Origin of the sequence: Rhodanobacter denitrificans, from assembly GCF_003335105.1 — a bacterium.
In the GTDB taxonomy this organism is placed as follows: domain Bacteria; phylum Pseudomonadota; class Gammaproteobacteria; order Xanthomonadales; family Rhodanobacteraceae; genus Rhodanobacter; species Rhodanobacter denitrificans_A.
In genome coordinates this window covers 64,148-78,636 of record NZ_QFWQ01000001.1, presented here as the reverse complement: position 1 = coordinate 78,636, position 14,489 = coordinate 64,148, and the positions used below count along the sequence as shown (strand labels likewise).

Annotated in this window: 17 protein-coding genes; 6 read left to right on the top strand and 11 right to left on the bottom strand. The window is 69.8% G+C overall.

All coding sequences use genetic code 11. The annotated features are described in order from the left end of the window. Positions 1-2: 2 nt before the first annotated feature. From rbsK to lptM, 8 genes are all read right to left on the bottom strand, one after another. Positions 3-896 (bottom strand): ribokinase, encoded by an 894-nt coding sequence (rbsK, locus tag DEO45_RS00360; protein WP_114340342.1) that lies wholly within the window; start codon positions 894-896, stop codon positions 3-5. Positions 897-1,054: 158 nt separating this feature from the next. Beyond that, positions 1,055-1,684: a hypothetical protein gene (locus DEO45_RS00355; RefSeq protein ID WP_189339642.1), complete on the bottom strand. Its 630-nt coding sequence runs from the start codon at positions 1,682-1,684 to the stop codon at positions 1,055-1,057. A 27-nt stretch (positions 1,685-1,711) separates the two neighbouring features. Then, entirely contained in the window at positions 1,712-3,046 is a 1,335-nt protein-coding gene (gene hslU, locus DEO45_RS00350; RefSeq protein WP_114340341.1) for an ATP-dependent protease ATPase subunit HslU, read from the bottom strand. A 133-nt stretch (positions 3,047-3,179) separates the two neighbouring features. Then, entirely contained in the window at positions 3,180-3,716 is a 537-nt protein-coding gene (hslV, locus tag DEO45_RS00345; protein WP_114340340.1) for an ATP-dependent protease subunit HslV, read from the bottom strand. A gap of 114 nt (positions 3,717-3,830) precedes the next feature. After that, complete coding sequence (xerC, locus tag DEO45_RS00340) at positions 3,831-4,718, bottom strand: tyrosine recombinase XerC (RefSeq protein ID WP_114340339.1); 888 nt, start codon at positions 4,716-4,718, stop codon at positions 3,831-3,833. 7 nt (positions 4,719-4,725) lie between these two features. Continuing rightward, entirely contained in the window at positions 4,726-5,412 is a 687-nt protein-coding gene (locus DEO45_RS00335) for a DUF484 family protein (RefSeq protein WP_114340338.1), read from the bottom strand. 94 nt (positions 5,413-5,506) lie between these two features. Continuing rightward, a complete protein-coding gene (gene dapF / locus DEO45_RS00330) occupies positions 5,507-6,352 on the bottom strand; it encodes a diaminopimelate epimerase (RefSeq protein ID WP_114340337.1) in 846 nt (281 codons plus the stop codon). Between the two features lie 10 nt (positions 6,353-6,362). Further along, positions 6,363-6,527, bottom strand: coding sequence for an LPS translocon maturation chaperone LptM (gene lptM / locus DEO45_RS00325; protein ID WP_114340336.1), 165 nt, complete (start codon positions 6,525-6,527; stop codon positions 6,363-6,365). A 111-nt stretch (positions 6,528-6,638) separates the two neighbouring features. Here lptM and DEO45_RS00320 point away from each other — a divergent pair, with 111 nt between their 5' ends. Then, positions 6,639-7,328 (top strand): hypothetical protein, encoded by a 690-nt coding sequence (locus DEO45_RS00320; RefSeq protein ID WP_114340335.1) that lies wholly within the window; start codon positions 6,639-6,641, stop codon positions 7,326-7,328. A gap of 8 nt (positions 7,329-7,336) precedes the next feature. Here the strand turns inward: DEO45_RS00320 and DEO45_RS00315 are convergent, their stop codons facing one another. After that, positions 7,337-7,882, bottom strand: a complete 546-nt coding sequence (locus tag DEO45_RS00315; protein WP_428992409.1) for a GNAT family N-acetyltransferase — start codon at positions 7,880-7,882, stop codon at positions 7,337-7,339. 198 nt (positions 7,883-8,080) lie between these two features. Here DEO45_RS00315 and DEO45_RS00310 point away from each other — a divergent pair, with 198 nt between their 5' ends. Continuing rightward, positions 8,081-9,568 carry a RimK family protein gene (locus DEO45_RS00310; protein ID WP_114340334.1) on the top strand — a complete coding sequence of 496 codons (1,488 nt, stop codon included), beginning with the start codon at positions 8,081-8,083 and terminating at the stop codon, positions 9,566-9,568. Positions 9,569-9,607: 39 nt separating this feature from the next. Here the strand turns inward: DEO45_RS00310 and DEO45_RS00305 are convergent, their stop codons facing one another. After that, complete coding sequence (locus DEO45_RS00305) at positions 9,608-9,865, bottom strand: hypothetical protein (RefSeq protein WP_114340333.1); 258 nt, start codon at positions 9,863-9,865, stop codon at positions 9,608-9,610. Between the two features lie 118 nt (positions 9,866-9,983). Here DEO45_RS00305 and aroE point away from each other — a divergent pair, with 118 nt between their 5' ends. From aroE to DEO45_RS00290, 3 genes are all read left to right on the top strand, one after another. After that, complete coding sequence (gene aroE, locus DEO45_RS00300; RefSeq protein WP_114340332.1) at positions 9,984-10,814, top strand: shikimate dehydrogenase; 831 nt, start codon at positions 9,984-9,986, stop codon at positions 10,812-10,814. After that, a complete protein-coding gene (locus DEO45_RS00295) occupies positions 10,811-11,077 on the top strand; it encodes a YkgJ family cysteine cluster protein (RefSeq protein WP_114340331.1) in 267 nt (88 codons plus the stop codon). The genes aroE and DEO45_RS00295 overlap by 4 nt, the downstream gene beginning before the upstream one ends. A gap of 110 nt (positions 11,078-11,187) precedes the next feature. Continuing rightward, on the top strand, positions 11,188-11,760 hold the full coding sequence (locus DEO45_RS00290) for an energy transducer TonB (RefSeq protein WP_114340330.1): 573 nt from the start codon (positions 11,188-11,190) through the stop codon (positions 11,758-11,760). Between the two features lie 6 nt (positions 11,761-11,766). On the opposite strand, the gene DEO45_RS00285 is transcribed toward DEO45_RS00290, so the two are convergent. Beyond that, positions 11,767-12,297 carry a gamma carbonic anhydrase family protein gene (locus DEO45_RS00285; RefSeq protein WP_114340329.1) on the bottom strand — a complete coding sequence of 177 codons (531 nt, stop codon included), beginning with the start codon at positions 12,295-12,297 and terminating at the stop codon, positions 11,767-11,769. 87 nt (positions 12,298-12,384) lie between these two features. Here DEO45_RS00285 and DEO45_RS00280 point away from each other — a divergent pair, with 87 nt between their 5' ends. Continuing rightward, positions 12,385-14,442, top strand: a complete 2,058-nt coding sequence (locus DEO45_RS00280; protein ID WP_114340328.1) for a M3 family metallopeptidase — start codon at positions 12,385-12,387, stop codon at positions 14,440-14,442. The last annotated feature ends 47 nt before the right edge of the window (positions 14,443-14,489 follow it).

The following is a 14,489-nucleotide window of genomic DNA, read 5'->3' as shown; positions in this document are numbered from 1 at the left end:
AATCAGCGCTGCTGCGCGAGAAAAGCATCCAGTTCATGCAGGTCGGGCATGCCGCCCTGCGCGCCAAGCTTGGTCACCGACAGCGCCGCCGCGGCGCAGGCCTTGCGCACCGCCGGCGGCAGGCCTTCGCGCAGGAACACCGCCAGCGCGGCGTTGAAGGTGTCGCCGGCGCCGGTGCTGTCGACCACCTCGACCCTGAAGCCGGGCTGGTGGACAGGCTCACCGGCGTCGCGGTACCACGCGCCCTCGCCGCCGCGGGTGAGCACCACGGGGCACGGGGCGCGGCGCATCAGTTCGTGGAAACCCGTCGACTCGTCGGCGCCCAGCACGGTGGCGAGTTCGTGCTGGTTCGGGGTGAGGTAGCTCGCGAGTTGCAGCCATTCCGCCGGAAGCTTCTGCGCGGGGGCGGGGTTGAGGATCACCGGCACGCCGAGACGGTGGCCCAGGCGCAGGGTGGCTTCCACCGTTTCCAGCGGGATCTCCATCTGCACCAGCACGGCGTCGGCGCGCCCGATCAGCGATTGCGCCGCCTCGACCTGTGCCGGCATGACGCGCGCGTTGGCGGCGGGTACCACGATGATCTGGTTCTCGCCGCCGGCGAGGGTGATCGAGGCGGTGCCGCTGGCGCTGTCGGCGAGCTGCACGACGTGGTCCAGGTCGACGCCTTCGGCGGCGAGGCCGGCGCGCAGCTGTTGCCCGAAGCCGTCGTCGCCGATCGCACCGACCAGCGCCACCTCGGCACCCAGCCGCGCGGCGGCCACCGCCTGGTTGGCGCCCTTGCCGCCGGGTACGGTGAGGAAGCGCTCGCCCAGGATGGTCTCGCCAGGGCCGACGAAGCGCGGCGCCTGGGTGACGAGGTCCATGTTGATGCTGCCGACCATGACGATGCGCGTCATCTGTCGCTCCCCCCTGCGCCGGTTTCACGATGAAGGGGAGAGCTTAACCGCTGTGTCTTGCGGGGCGGCTTCAGCTGCGATGGCTTCGCGAAAGAGGAAGCGAAGAGCGGCCCTGCCCCGACCCTCCCTGCATCGCAGGAGAGGGAGCAGAGCATCAGTCAGGGAGACGGGACGCGGCCGATGCCAGTGTCGCCGGGCAGCAGGGCTGGCGCGGGGCCGGCCACGGCGAGCAGGGATTGCGCGTAGCTGTCCTCGAGGCTGACGGTGGAGACCTCGTCCCAGGCGAAGAACGAGGGCTCGCGCATCCATTCCGCGTCGGGGCTGAGCTCCTGCATGTTGAAGCCGTCTTCCTCGACGTCGATCAGGCGGCCGATATAGCAGACCTCGGACTCGTCCTCGCTGTCCACGTGCACGCCGATTACCGGTGCCTGCGCGCCAGCGGCCTGGATGACTTCGCGGATCCCGTCCAGCGGGAATCCGCGCGGCATGCGCGGCAGGATGTGCTTCAGCGTCAGTGCCTTTTCCATGAAGGCGTGGTGCTTGTCCGGCGCCTCCAGTTCGGTGACGTCGCGGTGGCGCATCACGTACATGCCGTCGTAGGTGATGCCGTCACCGACCACCCAGAGCAGGAAGAACTCGCGCCCCACGCCGCCCACGTAGCCGCAGAAGCTGCCGTGCTCAAGCTCCTCGCGCCACAACCGCACCAGCGTCTGTTTCTGCTGCGCCTCGCGCAACTGGGCGCGCTGGCCGGTATTCTTCAATTCAATAACGTTGTTCACGGCGCTCATTTTAGCAGACCGGCCTGACCGGCTTGTTTACAGGATGTAGCGGCTGAGATCTTCATCCTGGACCAGGCTTCCCAGGTTTTTGTCTACCTGTTCGGCGTCGATCAGGTATTTTTCGCCGGATTTGTCTGCAGCCTCGAAGGAGATCTTCTCCAGCAGCCGTTCCATCACGGTGTGCAGCCGGCGGGCGCCGATGTTTTCGGTGCGCTCATTGACCTGGAACGCCACCTCGGCCAGCCGGTCGACGCCCGAGTCGGCGAACTCGATGCCGACGCCTTCGGTGCCGAGCAGGGCCACGTACTGCTTGGTCAGCGCGTTGTGCGGCTCGCGCAGGATGCGCTTGAAGTCGTCCACCGAGAGCGCACTCAGCTCGACCCGGATCGGCAGGCGGCCCTGCAGCTCGGGGATCAGGTCCGACGGCCTGGCCAGCGAGAACGCGCCGGAGGCGATGAACAGCATGTGGTCGGTCTTCAGCGGGCCGTACTTGGTCGATACGGTGGAGCCTTCCACCAGCGGCAGCAGGTCGCGCTGCACGCCTTCGCGGCTGACCCCGGAGTGGCCGTGGTCGGAGCGCTGCGCCACCTTGTCGATCTCGTCGATGAAGACGATGCCGTTCTGTTCGGCGGCCTCCACCGCCTGGGTGCGGACCTCCTCGTCGTTGAGCAGCTTGCCGGCCTCCTCGTCGATCAGGAGCGGCCGCGCCAGCTTGATCGCCAGCTTGCGGCTCTGCGTCTTGGCGCCGCCCAGGTTCTGGAACATCTGGCGCAGCTGTGCGCCCATCTCCTCCATGCCCGGCGGCGACATGATCTCCACGCCCACGTTCATGGCGAAATCCAGCTCGATCTCGCGCTCGTCCAGCGCGCCCTCGCGCAGCTGCTTGCGCAGCTTCTGGCGGGTGTCGCTGTCGATCGCCGGCGCGGAATCGTGGCTCCAGTCGGTCGGCGTCTGCCGGCGCGGCAGCAGCGCATCGAGGATGCGGTCCTCGGCGCGGTCCTCGGCCTGGCTGCGCACGCGCCGGGCTGCCTGTTCGCGGGTCAGCTTGTAGGCCACGTCGGCGAGGTCGCGGATGATCGATTCCACATCCTTGCCGACATAACCCACCTCGGTGAACTTGGTCGCCTCGACCTTCACGAATGGCGCATTCGCCAGCGTGGCCAGGCGCCGCGCGATCTCGGTCTTGCCCACGCCGGTGGGGCCGATCATCAGGATGTTCTTCGGGGTGATCTCGTCGCGCATCTCCGGTGCCAGCTGCATGCGGCGCCAGCGGCTGCGCAGCGCCACCGCCACCGCACGCTTGGCGTCTTGCTGGCCGATGATGTAGCGGTCGAGTTCGTTGACGATTTCGCGGGGGGTCAATTCGGACATGAGGCACCAGTAGAGGTTGGTCTTGGTCCGCCATTCCGGCGAAAGCCGGAATCCAGCGCCGTGATGGTTGAAGGCACTGGATCCCGGCTTCCGCCGGGATGACGATGTCGAGGAGCGGGGTCGCGGGTCGCGCCTACAGCTCTTCGATCGACACGTTGTGGTTGGTGTAGATGCAGATGTCGCCGGCGATCTTCAGCGCCTTCTCGACGATCGTGCGTGCGTCCAGTTCGGTGTTCTCAAGCAGGGCCATCGCGGCGGACTGGGCGAACGGGCCGCCGGAGCCGATCGCGATCAGGCCGTGCTCGGGCTCCACCACGTCGCCGTTGCCGGAGATCAACAGCGACGTCTCGCGGTCCGCCACCGCCAGCATCGCCTCGAGCCGGCCGAAGCGGCGGTCGGTGCGCCATTCCTTGGCCATCTCCACCGCGGCGCGGGTGAGGTTGTTGTTGTGCTTCTCGAGCTTCAGCTCGAACAGCTCGAACAGGGTGAACGCATCGGCGGTGGCACCGGCGAACCCGGCCACCACCTCGCCCGCCTTGCCCAGCCGGCGCACCTTGCGCGCATTGCCCTTCATCACCGTATTGCCCAGCGTGACCTGGCCGTCGCTGCCGATCACGACGCGGCCTTCGCGGCGCACGCAGACGATGGTGGTGGCGTGGAAGGATTCCATGGAAGCTCCGCTAGAGGATGTCTGAGCGGATGAAATGGGGCCGCGGAGGTTGGGCTTCAATGTTGGGATCGAGCTCCTCCCCTCTGCGTGGCAGGGGAGGAAGCTGTTCGGGCGTTACGGCTTGCGTTTCGCGCGCGGATGCGCGGCGTCGTAGACCTTCGCCAGGTGCTGGAAATCCAGGTGGGTGTAGATCTGCGTGGTGGCGATGTCGGCATGACCGAGCAGCTCCTGTACCGCGCGCAGATCGCCGGAGGATTCCAGCATGTGGCTGGCGAAGGTGTGCCGCAACAGGTGCGGATGGATGTGTTTCGGGATGCCCTGCTGCAGCGCCAGCCTGTTCATGCGCAGCTGCACCGTGCGCGGGTTGATCGGTGCGCCGCCGCGGCCGCGGAACACCGCGCCGTCCGCCGGCATGCCCTGCTCCGCGCCGAGCGCACGCAGCGCGGCGACCGCGTGGCGGCCGACCGGCACGATGCGGGTCTTGCCGCCCTTGCCGAGCACGCGCACCTCGCCCTCGTCGAGACTGAGGTCGAGCCAGCGCACGCCGCACAGCTCGGACAGGCGCAGGCCGCTGGAATAGAACAGTTCCAGCATCGCGCGGTCGCGCGTGGCCAGCGCGCCGTCGCCCCCGGTTTCGACCAGCGCGGCGGCCTCGTCCACGTCGAGAACCTGCGGAAGCTTGCGGCGCACCTTCGGGCCACGCACGCCGAGCAACGGGTCGTTCGCCAGCGCGCCTTCGCGGCCGAGCTGGCGGAACAGGCTGCGGCAGGAGGACAGCAGGCGCTGCAGGCTCTTCGGCGCCAGGCCGGCGCGATGCTCGCCGGCGACGAACGTGCGCATCCGGTTCGCGTCCAGCGCGTCGAACGCGGCCAGCTGCTGCTGCTGCATGAAGCGCAGCAGCTTGGCCAGGTCACGGCGGTAGCCGGCCACCGTGTGCGGCGAGGCATGCCGCTCGTCGGCAAGGCGGGCGAGCCAGCGCTCGACCTGTTGCGCCGGCGTCATGCCCGGCTCAGGCGATGTCCCGCGAGCGGGCCAGCGCGGCGGTGATGGTGGCCGCGATCATCTTCAGGAACAGCGTGCCCATGCCGGGCTGGAAGCGGTCCGGGTCGGCGCTGCCGATCGCCAGCATGCCGCAGTCGCCTAGGCACATCAGCGCGGCCGAACGGATCTGCCCGGCGTCGGCGCCGAACAGGCGCGCGAGCTTCTCGGCGGAGAGCCGGCCGGAGACCGGCTCGTTCTTGTGCAGGAACTCGGCGAACTCCGGCAGCGCGGCCATGCCCCCGGCGACCTGCTGCAGCCAGTCGGCGCGCGGCAGCGGCGGCTGGTCGCCGAACAGCAGCAGGCGCACCTGTTCGGTGTGGAAATCCGCGCTGAGCCTGGCGACCACGGTGCGCGCGGTGACCTCGGTCGTGCTCGCGCGCAGCAGCGCCACGGTGAGCGCGTGCACACGTTCCATCAGTTTCTCGTTCTCGGCGGCGATCCCGATCAGCTCGGCCAGCTGGCGCTCGAGTTCCGCGTTCTTCTCGCGCAGGCTCTGCAGCTGGTACACCGCCAGCGACGATACCGCGCCCTGCCCGCGCGGCATGGTCAGCTTGGCGGCCAGCTCGGGATATTCGCTGAGGAATTCCGGATGGCGCTTCAGGTAGGCGGCAACCACACGGGCCTGGGTGGCGTCGTCGAGCAGGGTGGCGGTCATGCGCGAATGTCCTCGAACCGTTGCGCGGCGCGCGAAAGAGTCGCGCCGTCCGGCTGGAGTGTGCGATGGACGCGGGCGCGCTTCAACCGTGGCGTCAGGCGACGGCCGGAACCGGCCACTCGCCCTCGAACGCGAACGCCGCCGGGCCGGTCATCCACAGCGTGTGGCCGGGGCCGGCCCAGTCGATGCGCAGGCAGCCGCCGGGCAGCTCCACCATCACCGTGTCGTTCACGTCGCCGCGCTGGTGCAGCACCGCCATCGCGGCGCAGGCGCCGGTGCCGCAGGCCAGCGTCCAGCCGGCGCCGCGTTCGTGCACGCGCAGGCGCAGGTGGCCGCGGTCGAGCCGCTGCACGAAGCCGGCATTCGCGCCCTGCGCGAAGCGCTCGTGGCCGGACAGCAGCGGGCCGAGCCGCTGCAGCGCGGGGTCGGCCAGGTCGTGCACCGTCACCACCGCGTGCGGGTTGCCCATCGACACCGCGCCGATCTGCAGCGTGTCGCCGCCCACGACGATCGGGTAATGCTTCGCCGCGGCCGCGGCCGCGAACGGGATCCGCGCCGGCTCGAACACTGGCTCGCCCATGTCCACGGTGACCTGGTCGGCGCCGAGCAGGCGCACCGTCACCGGGCCGGACGGGCTCTCGATCCGCACGTCGTCGCCGACCGCCAGCGCGCCGGCGCGATGCAGCCACGCCGCCACGCAGCGCACGCCGTTGCCGCACTGGCCGGACGGCGAGCCGTCGGCATTCCAGATGCCGTAGTAGAACGCGCAGGCCGGGTCGCGCGCCGGCTCGACGCTGAGCAGCTGGTCGAAGCCCACGCCGGTGTGGCGGTCGGCCAGCGCGCGGATCTGCGTCGCGGTCAGCGCGAACGGATGCTGGCGGCAATCCAGCACGACGAAGTCGTTGCCGATGCCGTGCATCTTGGAGAATCGCAACGGCATGGCCGGACGATCAGCGCGGATTGCCGGCGCTGGCCGGCAGCGCCGGCGCGGCCGGTTTCGCCGTGGTCGAGGCTGCGGCGGGCTGGGTCGGCAACACCAGCGGACCCTTGTTGCCGCAACCGGCGAGCGCGGCGATGGCGAGGCAGAACGGCAGCAGCAAGAACGATCGGCGCATGGTCGGGATTCCTGTGGACGGGCGCAGTATAGCGAGGCGCGACGGCCCGGCCGCGGCATCGCCGTTATGATGCGCGCACGAATCGCCCGACGGGGCGGCGAGGTAACGACGATGGACTGGAGCGCGCTGCTGCGCATGCCGATGACCGTGCTGCTGATACTGGCGGTGGTCTTCGCGCTGATCACCCTGGTGCAGCTGGTGGCCCTGCGCCAGCACCTGCACGACGGCCATCGGCTCGCCGCCAGCTGGCGCGCGCTGCTGTGCCTGGCCGCGTTCGCGCTGACCCTGCTGCTGGCCGGTGCCGGCTGCGCGCTGCGCGGCTACCGCCTGCTCGGCGAGGAGGCGCCGGTGGTCGAGATCGACGCGCGCATCCTGTCGCCGCAACGCTGGGCGCTCACCCTGACCTGGCCCGACGGCAGCACGCGCCAGCTGCAGCTGGCCGGCGATGCCTGGCGCGTCGAGGCGATCGTGCTGAAGTGGAAACTGCCGACCCTGCTGGCCGGCGTGCCGCCGCTGTACCGGCTCGACCGGCTGTCCGGCCGCTACGACGATCCCGCGCAGGAGGCCCAGGCGCCGCGCACGGTGATCGGCTTCGGCGAAGCCGGCGCGTTCGACCTGCTCGACCTGAAGCGGCAGTACCCGCGCTGGATACCCGAGATCGACACCGTCTACGGCAGCGGCGCATTCCTGCCGCTGGTCGACCAAGGTCATTACAGCGTCAGCCTGATGCGCACCGGCGCGCTGGTGGCGCGGCCGGACGAGGCCACCGAGCGGCGCATCGGCCAGCCGCTGGGCGACTGAGCGGGCGCTCAGTCCAGCGGCTTCTCATAGCGCCAGGCGTCCTCGCCGTCCTCGTAGTAGCCCGGGTGGTGGCCGATACGGTGGAACCCCCGCCGCTCGTACAGGCCGATCGCGGCGCTGTTGCCGCTGCGCACTTCCAGCCGCAGCGCGCGGCAACCGCGGCGGCGGGCGGCCGTCACGGCGGCCTCCAGCAGCGCAGCGGCGATGCCGCGGCCGCGCGCCTCGGGCAGGGTGGCCAGCGAGTACAGCCGCGCCACGCCGCTACCCTTGCGGAAGAACAGCACCGCCGCGCCGAGCACGTGCTGGTGGCCGTCGCTGGCCACCAGCACCAGCGCGGAATCGCTGTCCAGGTGGCGGCGGTATTGCGCGCGGCTCAACAGGTCGCTGCTGAAGCTGCGCTGCTCCATCGCGACCAGGGCGTCGAGATCGGTGGCATCGGCGCGGCGCACGCGCACGCCGGCGGACGTGTCGGCGGACGTGGTGGGCAGGCGGGCAGGCTCCAGTGCGGGGCGGCGCGCGCGTTCGGGGGGCGAGGGCAGGGGAATGGTCGGCACGCGCGGACTCTAGCAGCCGTCGCGCCCTTCGCGCAGCGCCGCCGGCGCCGGCAGGCGGACGCGCCGCGGTCCATTCATTCACGCTTCAGCGCTTTCCCTTGTGCCACGCGCACGCTGTGCCAAACTTCGACCCCTGCCCGTCCCGCCGCGCTCCGCGCGGGATTTCCCCTGCTAGCGCCGCATCGCCTGGGTGGTGTCATGGCCCGTCTGGTCATCGTTGTCGAAAAAGCCTCCGACTGGGCTTCGTACTACCCCTCCGTCGACGTGATGAGCGCGATGGATTACCTGCGCACCCCGGTGGGCGGCGACAACGAGCGCACCCAGGTGATCAACCTGTGCCGCAGCTACAAGTACCTCGGTACCGGCTACTACGTGTCGCTGTTGGCCGAGGCGCGCGGGCACCGGGTGATGCCCTCGGTGCGCACGGTGAACGACCTGCGCCGGCGCTCGCTGTACGGCCTGGATATCGACGACCTCAACCAGAAGCTCACCCACTTCCTGCCCGCCGGCGGCCGCGACACCACCGACTTCGGCATCCTGGTCTACTTCGGCGAGACCGCCTACCCGGCGCTGCAGGACCTGGCCCGGCAGGTGTTCGAAATGTTCCCCTGTCCGCTGCTGCGCATCGAGTTCGAGCGCGACCGCGTGTGGCAGGTCAGCTCGATCAAGCCGGTCGGCCTGCACACCCTGGTCGACGCCCAGGAGGACGCGTTCGCCGAGGAGCTCGACCGCTTCTCGCGCAAGCTGTGGCGCAAGCCGCGCGCGCGGCGGCAGTTCCGCTATGACCTGGCGATGCTGGTCGACCCGAAGGAACAGATGCCGCCATCGAACCGCAAGGCGCTCAAATCCTTCGTCGCCGCGGGCAAGGAGCTCGGCATCGAGGTCGACCCGATCGGCAGGAACGACTACCAGCGCCTGGCCGAGTACGACGGCCTGTTCATCCGCGAGACCACCGCCAGCGACAACCACACCTACCGCTTCGCCCACCGCGCGGAGAAGGAAGGCATGGTGGTGATCGATGACCCCAGTTCGATCCTGCGCTGCACCAACAAGATCTACCTCAACGACCTGATGGTCTCGCGCAAGCTGGCTGTCCCTCGTACGGAAATTCTCTACCGCGACGACAGCAAGGGCACCAGGGAGGTCGTCGCCAAGCTCGGTTTCCCGCTGGTGCTGAAGATCCCCGACGGCTCGTTTTCGCGCGGCGTGGTCAAGGTCGAGGACGAGGACTCGTTGGCGCAGGCGGCCAGCAGCCTGTTCCAGCACAGCGCGCTGCTGCTGGCGCAGGAATACGTCTACACCGAGTTCGACTGGCGCATCGGCGTGCTCAATCGCGAGCCGCTGTACGCCTGCAAGTACTACATGTCGCGTGGCCACTGGCAGATCTACAACCACGGCGCCAAGGGCACCGCGAAGTCCGGCGGCTTCGAGAGCATCGCGCTGAAGGATGCGCCGGCCGAGGTGATGAAGCTGGCGCTCAAGGCGACCCAGCCGATCGGCGACGGCCTCTACGGCGTCGACCTGAAACAGGTCGGCAGCAAGCCGGTGGTGATCGAGGTGAACGACAACCCGTCGATCGACGCCGGCGTCGAGGATGCCCATCTGGGCGACGAGCTGTACCGTCGCATCATGCAGGAGTTCCTGCGGCGGATGGAGCGCAAGCGCCAGGGCGGCACCACCCACTGACGTCGATTCGCCCCCCCCTGCAGCGCAGGGAGGGTCGGGCTAATGCCAGGCCGCGTGGCGGAGCATGCGTCGGCGCGGCCGGCACAGCGCCAGCAGTTGCCGCGGCAGCGAAGGCTCCAGCGCCAGCAGTACGACCAGCGGTGCGCCGACCAGCCAGAACGCCGGCGTCCAGCCGAGCAAGTCGGTGTGCGCCGGTACCAGCGTGCTCAGCAGCGACGCACCGCCGCCCAGCAGCCACAGCATGGCCGCGCCGAGCAGGCGTAGATGGTGGGCGGGTGGCAAGGCTTGCGTGCGCATGGCGGTCGTCTCGTCGGGATGGGCAAGCGCAGGCTGGCGCTCACCCATCTCACCGGCTGCGACCCCCTTTGCGGAGGCCCCACGTAGAATGGACGCCAGCCATCACCAGGGAATCCTCATGCCAGCCGCCCAGTTCGCCGTGTTCGGCCACCCGATCAGCCACTCGCTGTCGCCGCCGATCCACCAGGCGTTCGCGCGGCAGTTCGGCATCGAGCTGGAGTACCGCGCAATCGACGTGGCGCCGGCTGATTTCTCCGCGGCGGTGCATCGCTTCTTCGCTGACGGCGGCCGCGGCGCCAATGTCACCCTGCCGCACAAGGCTGCCGCGTTCGCGCTGGCCGAGCAGCGCAGCGTGGCGGCCGCCCGCGCCGGCAGCGCGAACGTGCTGACCCCGCTGGCCGCCGGCCGGCTGGCGGCGCACAACACCGATGGCGCCGGCCTGGTGCGCGACATCACCGAGCGCCATGACCTGGATCTGCGCGGCCACACCGCGCTGCTGCTGGGCGCCGGCGGCGCCGCACACGGCGTGGCGTGGAACCTGCTGGACGCCGGCGTGGAAACGCTGACCATCGTCAACCGTTCGCCCGCGGCGGCCGACGTGCTGGCCGACGCGATCGGCGACCCGGCGCGGGCGCATACGCGCTACTGGGAAGACCTCGCCGACATCGGCAGCTACGACCTGATCGTCAACGCCACCTCGGCCGGCGTGCTGGGCGTGGCGCTGCAGCTGCCGTTCTCGCTGGTTGGCGCGCGCGCGCTGTGCTACGACCTGTCCTACGGCGCGGCGGCCGGCAGCTTCCTGGCCTGGGCGAAGGCGGCCGGCGCACGCTACGCGGTCGACGGCCTCGGCATGCTGGTGGAGACTGCCGCCGATGCGTTCGAGCTGTGGCACGGCCGGCGGCCCCAGACCGAGCCCGTGTACCAGCAGCTGCGCCGGCAGGGCGCGTGAGCACCCCGGCCTGCCGTAGCGGCTGCGGCGCCTGCTGCATCGCGCCGTCGATCAGCTCGCCGATCCCCGGCATGCCGCACGGCAAGCCGGCCGGCGTGCGCTGCGTGCAGCTCGCGGCGGATTATCGCTGCGCGCTGTTCGGGCACCCCGAGCGCCCGGAGGTTTGCCGTCGCCTGCGTCCGGAGCCGGCGATGTGCGGTGGGCACCGCGACCATGCGCTGGCATGGCTGGCCCGGCTGGAAGCGGCCACTGTCACACACTGAAGCGGCTTAGCAACATGACTGCAACATGGCGACACTAAGGTGCCGCTTGCCGCCGGGAGCGCGTCGACGACGCAGGCTCCAGCGCGCGGCGTTGCCCGGCGCAACCCGTCATGTCCCGTCCAGCCTTCCTTCCTGCGCATCGCTACGCACTCGCCCTGGTATGCCTGTGCCTGTTGCTCGTGGCTGGCGGCGTATTCTGGTACGGCCGGGCCACCGCGGATGCGACGCCGGCAAAAAAGGCTGGGGCGGCGGACGACGAGGCACAGAGCGCCAGCGCGATCGTGCTCGGGCTTGCCCGCGACGCAATGCGCGATGGCCGCCTGGTGGCGCCGGAAGGCAACAACGCGTTCGAGTTCTACTTCAGCGTGCTGCAGCTCGATCCGAACAACCGGGTGGCAAAGGACAGTCTGCGCGAGGCATTCAAGTTGGGCTGTGCGGTGGTCGAGCAGACCGTGGCCGCGGGCCACCTCGACGAGGCGCAGCGCGAACTGCAGCTGTTGCGTGCCTACGACGCCGGCAACTACAAGTACGACCCATCGCACTACGAGACCAATGCCAGCAACTACCAGCTGGCCCTGCTTGGCGGCTATCTCGACGCGCAGCGCATCCTGCTCGGCCGCCAGCACGCGGCGGAGGCGGTGGCGATCAGCGCGCGGCAGCCTGGCGCCGTCGCGCCGCAGTAAGCGGGTTCAGCCGGCGAGGTAGGCGTCCTTCAGCCGCACGTAGTGGTCGGCCGAATAATGCAGCTGCTCGATCTGGCGGTCGCTGAGCAGGCGCACGCACTTCGCCGGGTTGCCCAGCCACAGCTCGCGCTCGCCGACGACCTTGCCCGGCGGGATCAGCGCGCCGGCGCCGACGAAGCCGTGCTTCTTCACCACCGCGCCATCCAGCACGCTGGCATGCATGCCGATCAGGCAGTAGTCGCCGATGTCGCAGGCGTGCACCACGGCGGCGTGGCCGACGGTGACGCCCTCGCCGATCAGGCACGGGAAGCCCGGGCCGTAGGGCCCCGCGTGGGCCACATGCACGATGGCGCCGTCCTGGATGCTGGTCTTCGCGCCGACACGGATGTGGTTGACGTCGCCGCGCAGCACCGCGCCCGGCCAGATCGAGACGTCGTCGCCCAGCACCACGTCGCCGATCACGCTGGCAGCGGGGTCGACGTAGACACGCTGGCCGAGGGTGGGCGCGATGCCCTTGAAGCTGCGCAGGGAATTCATCCGGGCATTCTAGCGGCGCCGTCACGCCGCCGCGCTTGATTTCGGCCGGCGCGGTCGCCACGCTGGCAGCTTCGCAAAGGAGCGTCCATGAGTGACCACAACCCGCTGCTGGCCGACGACGCGCTGCCGGCGTTCGCGCAGATCCGCCCCGAACACGTCGAACCGGCGATCGACACGATCCTGGCCGACTACCGTGCCGGCATCGACGCACTGGTTGCCCCCGGCGCAGCACGCGACTTCGGACACGTGATGCTGACCCAGGAACGGCTGGAGCAGCGCCTGGCGCGGGCCTGGGCGCCGGTGTCGCACCTGCATTCGGTGGCCGACAGCGAGGCCTTGCGCAAGGTCTACGGGCCGGCCGAGGAGAAGCTCACCGAGCACGCGATCGAGCTGGGCCAGAACCGCGACCTGTATGCCGCGGTGCGGGCGCTGGCCGAGGCAGCGGATTTCGCCGCGCTGCCGCGACCGGAGCGCACGCTGGTCGAACACGCGCTGCGCGACTTCAAATTGTCCGGGGTGGCGCTGGAGGAGCCGGCGCGTTCGCGCTTTCGCGAGATCGGGGTGGAGCTGAGCCGGCTTTCCACCGAATTCTCCAACGCCGTGCTGGACGCCAGCGAGGCGTGGCACGAGCACGTCACCGACGAGCGCGATCTCGCCGGGGTGCCCGAGTCGGGCCGCGCGGTGCTGCGCCAGTACGCCGAAGACCAGCAACTGGACGGCTACCTGGTCACCCTGAAGCAGCCCAGCGTGCAGGCCGTGCTGACCTACGCCGACAACCGCGGCCTGCGCGAGCGGGTGTACTGGGCCTATCAGACACGCGCGTCCGACCAGGGTCCGAATGCGGGCAAGTTCGACAACGGCGAGCGCATCGAGCGGATCATGGCGCTGCGCCACGAGGCGGCGCAGCTGCTTGGCTTCGCCAACGCGGCGGAGGAATCGCTGGCAACCAAGATGGCCGCCTCGCCGGCCGAGGTGCTTGAGTTCCTGCACGACCTGGCCGTGCGTGCGAAGCCGGTGGCGCAGCGCGAGCTGGCCCGGCTGCGCGAGTTCGCCAGTACCGAGCTGAAACTCGACAACCTCGAATCGTGGGACGTCGGCTACGCCGCGGAGAAGCTGCGCCAGCGCGAATACGCGCTGGACGAGGAGCAGCTGAAGCCATACTTCCCTCTGCCGGCGGTGATCGGCGGCCTGTTCGGCCTCACCGAAAAACTCTACGGCATCACCCTCGCCCCGCGCGATGGCGTCGACGTGTGGCATCCCGAGGTGCGCTATTACGACGTGCGCGACGCCGCCGGCCGAGTGTTCGCCGGTGCTTACATGGATCTCTACGCACGCAACGGCAAGCGCGGCGGCGCGTGGATGGACGTCTGCCGCGCGCGCTTCGACGACGGCGAACGCATGCAGCTGCCGGTGGCCTTCCTCACCTGCAACTTCGCGCCGCCCACCGAGGGCAAGCCGGCCCTGCTCACCCACGACGACGTACTGACCCTGTTCCACGAATTCGGCCACGGCCTGCACCACCTGCTCACCGAGATCGCGCTGCCCTCGATCGGCGGCATCGACGGCGTCGAGTGGGACGCGGTGGAGCTGCCCAGCCAGTTCATGGAGAATTTCGGCTGGAACCGCGAGGCGCTGGACCTGTTCGCGCGCCACTGGCAAACCGGCGAGCGGCTGCCGGAGGAGCTGTTCCAGCGCATGCTGGCCGCGCGGCACTTCCACGCCGGCCTGTTCCTGGTGCGCCAGCTGGAGTTCGCGCTGTTCGATTTCCTGCTGCACCTGGAGTACGACCCGGCGCAGGGCGCGCGGGCGCTGGCGGTGCTGGAGGAGGTGCGCAAGCAGGTCGCAGTGATGCATCCGCCGGCATGGCAGCGCTTCCCGCATGCGTTCAGCCACATCTTCGCCGGTGGCTACGCAGCCGGCTACTACAGCTACCTGTGGGCCGAGCTGCTCAGCGCCGATGCGTTCGGCGCGTTCGAGGCGTGTGCGGGAGAACGCGGCAGCGTGATCGACCGCGCCACCGGCGAGCGCTTCCGCCGCGAGTTCCTCGCCGTCGGCGCCAGCCGTCCGGCGCTGGAGAGCTTCGTCGCGTTCCGCGGCCGCAAGCCGGAACCGGAGGCGCTGCTGCGCAGCCACGGGCTGGCATAGGGGCAAAAAAGAAAAGCCCGCCGAGGCGGGCTTTTCTTCAGGGGGTT

Excerpts from the sequence above, each read along its gene's own strand:
- rbsK (WP_114340342.1), bottom strand. The coding sequence starts at position 896 with ATGACGCGCATCGTCATGGTCGGCAGCATCAACATGGACCTCGTCACC.
- DEO45_RS00355 (WP_189339642.1), bottom strand. The coding sequence starts at position 1,684 with ATGAGCGCCGTGAACAACGTTATTGAATTGAAGAATACCGGCCAGCGC.
- hslU (WP_114340341.1), bottom strand. The coding sequence starts at position 3,046 with ATGTCCGAATTGACCCCCCGCGAAATCGTCAACGAACTCGACCGCTAC.
- hslV (WP_114340340.1), bottom strand. The coding sequence starts at position 3,716 with ATGGAATCCTTCCACGCCACCACCATCGTCTGCGTGCGCCGCGAAGGC.
- xerC (WP_114340339.1), bottom strand. The coding sequence starts at position 4,718 with ATGACGCCGGCGCAACAGGTCGAGCGCTGGCTCGCCCGCCTTGCCGAC.
- DEO45_RS00335 (WP_114340338.1), bottom strand. The coding sequence starts at position 5,412 with ATGACCGCCACCCTGCTCGACGACGCCACCCAGGCCCGTGTGGTTGCC.
- dapF (WP_114340337.1), bottom strand. The coding sequence starts at position 6,352 with ATGCCGTTGCGATTCTCCAAGATGCACGGCATCGGCAACGACTTCGTC.
- lptM (WP_114340336.1), bottom strand. The coding sequence starts at position 6,527 with ATGCGCCGATCGTTCTTGCTGCTGCCGTTCTGCCTCGCCATCGCCGCG.
- DEO45_RS00320 (WP_114340335.1), top strand. The coding sequence starts at position 6,639 with ATGGACTGGAGCGCGCTGCTGCGCATGCCGATGACCGTGCTGCTGATA.
- DEO45_RS00310 (WP_114340334.1), top strand. The coding sequence starts at position 8,081 with ATGGCCCGTCTGGTCATCGTTGTCGAAAAAGCCTCCGACTGGGCTTCG.
- DEO45_RS00305 (WP_114340333.1), bottom strand. The coding sequence starts at position 9,865 with ATGCGCACGCAAGCCTTGCCACCCGCCCACCATCTACGCCTGCTCGGC.
- aroE (WP_114340332.1), top strand. The coding sequence starts at position 9,984 with ATGCCAGCCGCCCAGTTCGCCGTGTTCGGCCACCCGATCAGCCACTCG.
- DEO45_RS00290 (WP_114340330.1), top strand. The coding sequence starts at position 11,188 with ATGTCCCGTCCAGCCTTCCTTCCTGCGCATCGCTACGCACTCGCCCTG.
- DEO45_RS00285 (WP_114340329.1), bottom strand. The coding sequence starts at position 12,297 with ATGAATTCCCTGCGCAGCTTCAAGGGCATCGCGCCCACCCTCGGCCAG.
- DEO45_RS00280 (WP_114340328.1), top strand. The coding sequence starts at position 12,385 with ATGAGTGACCACAACCCGCTGCTGGCCGACGACGCGCTGCCGGCGTTC.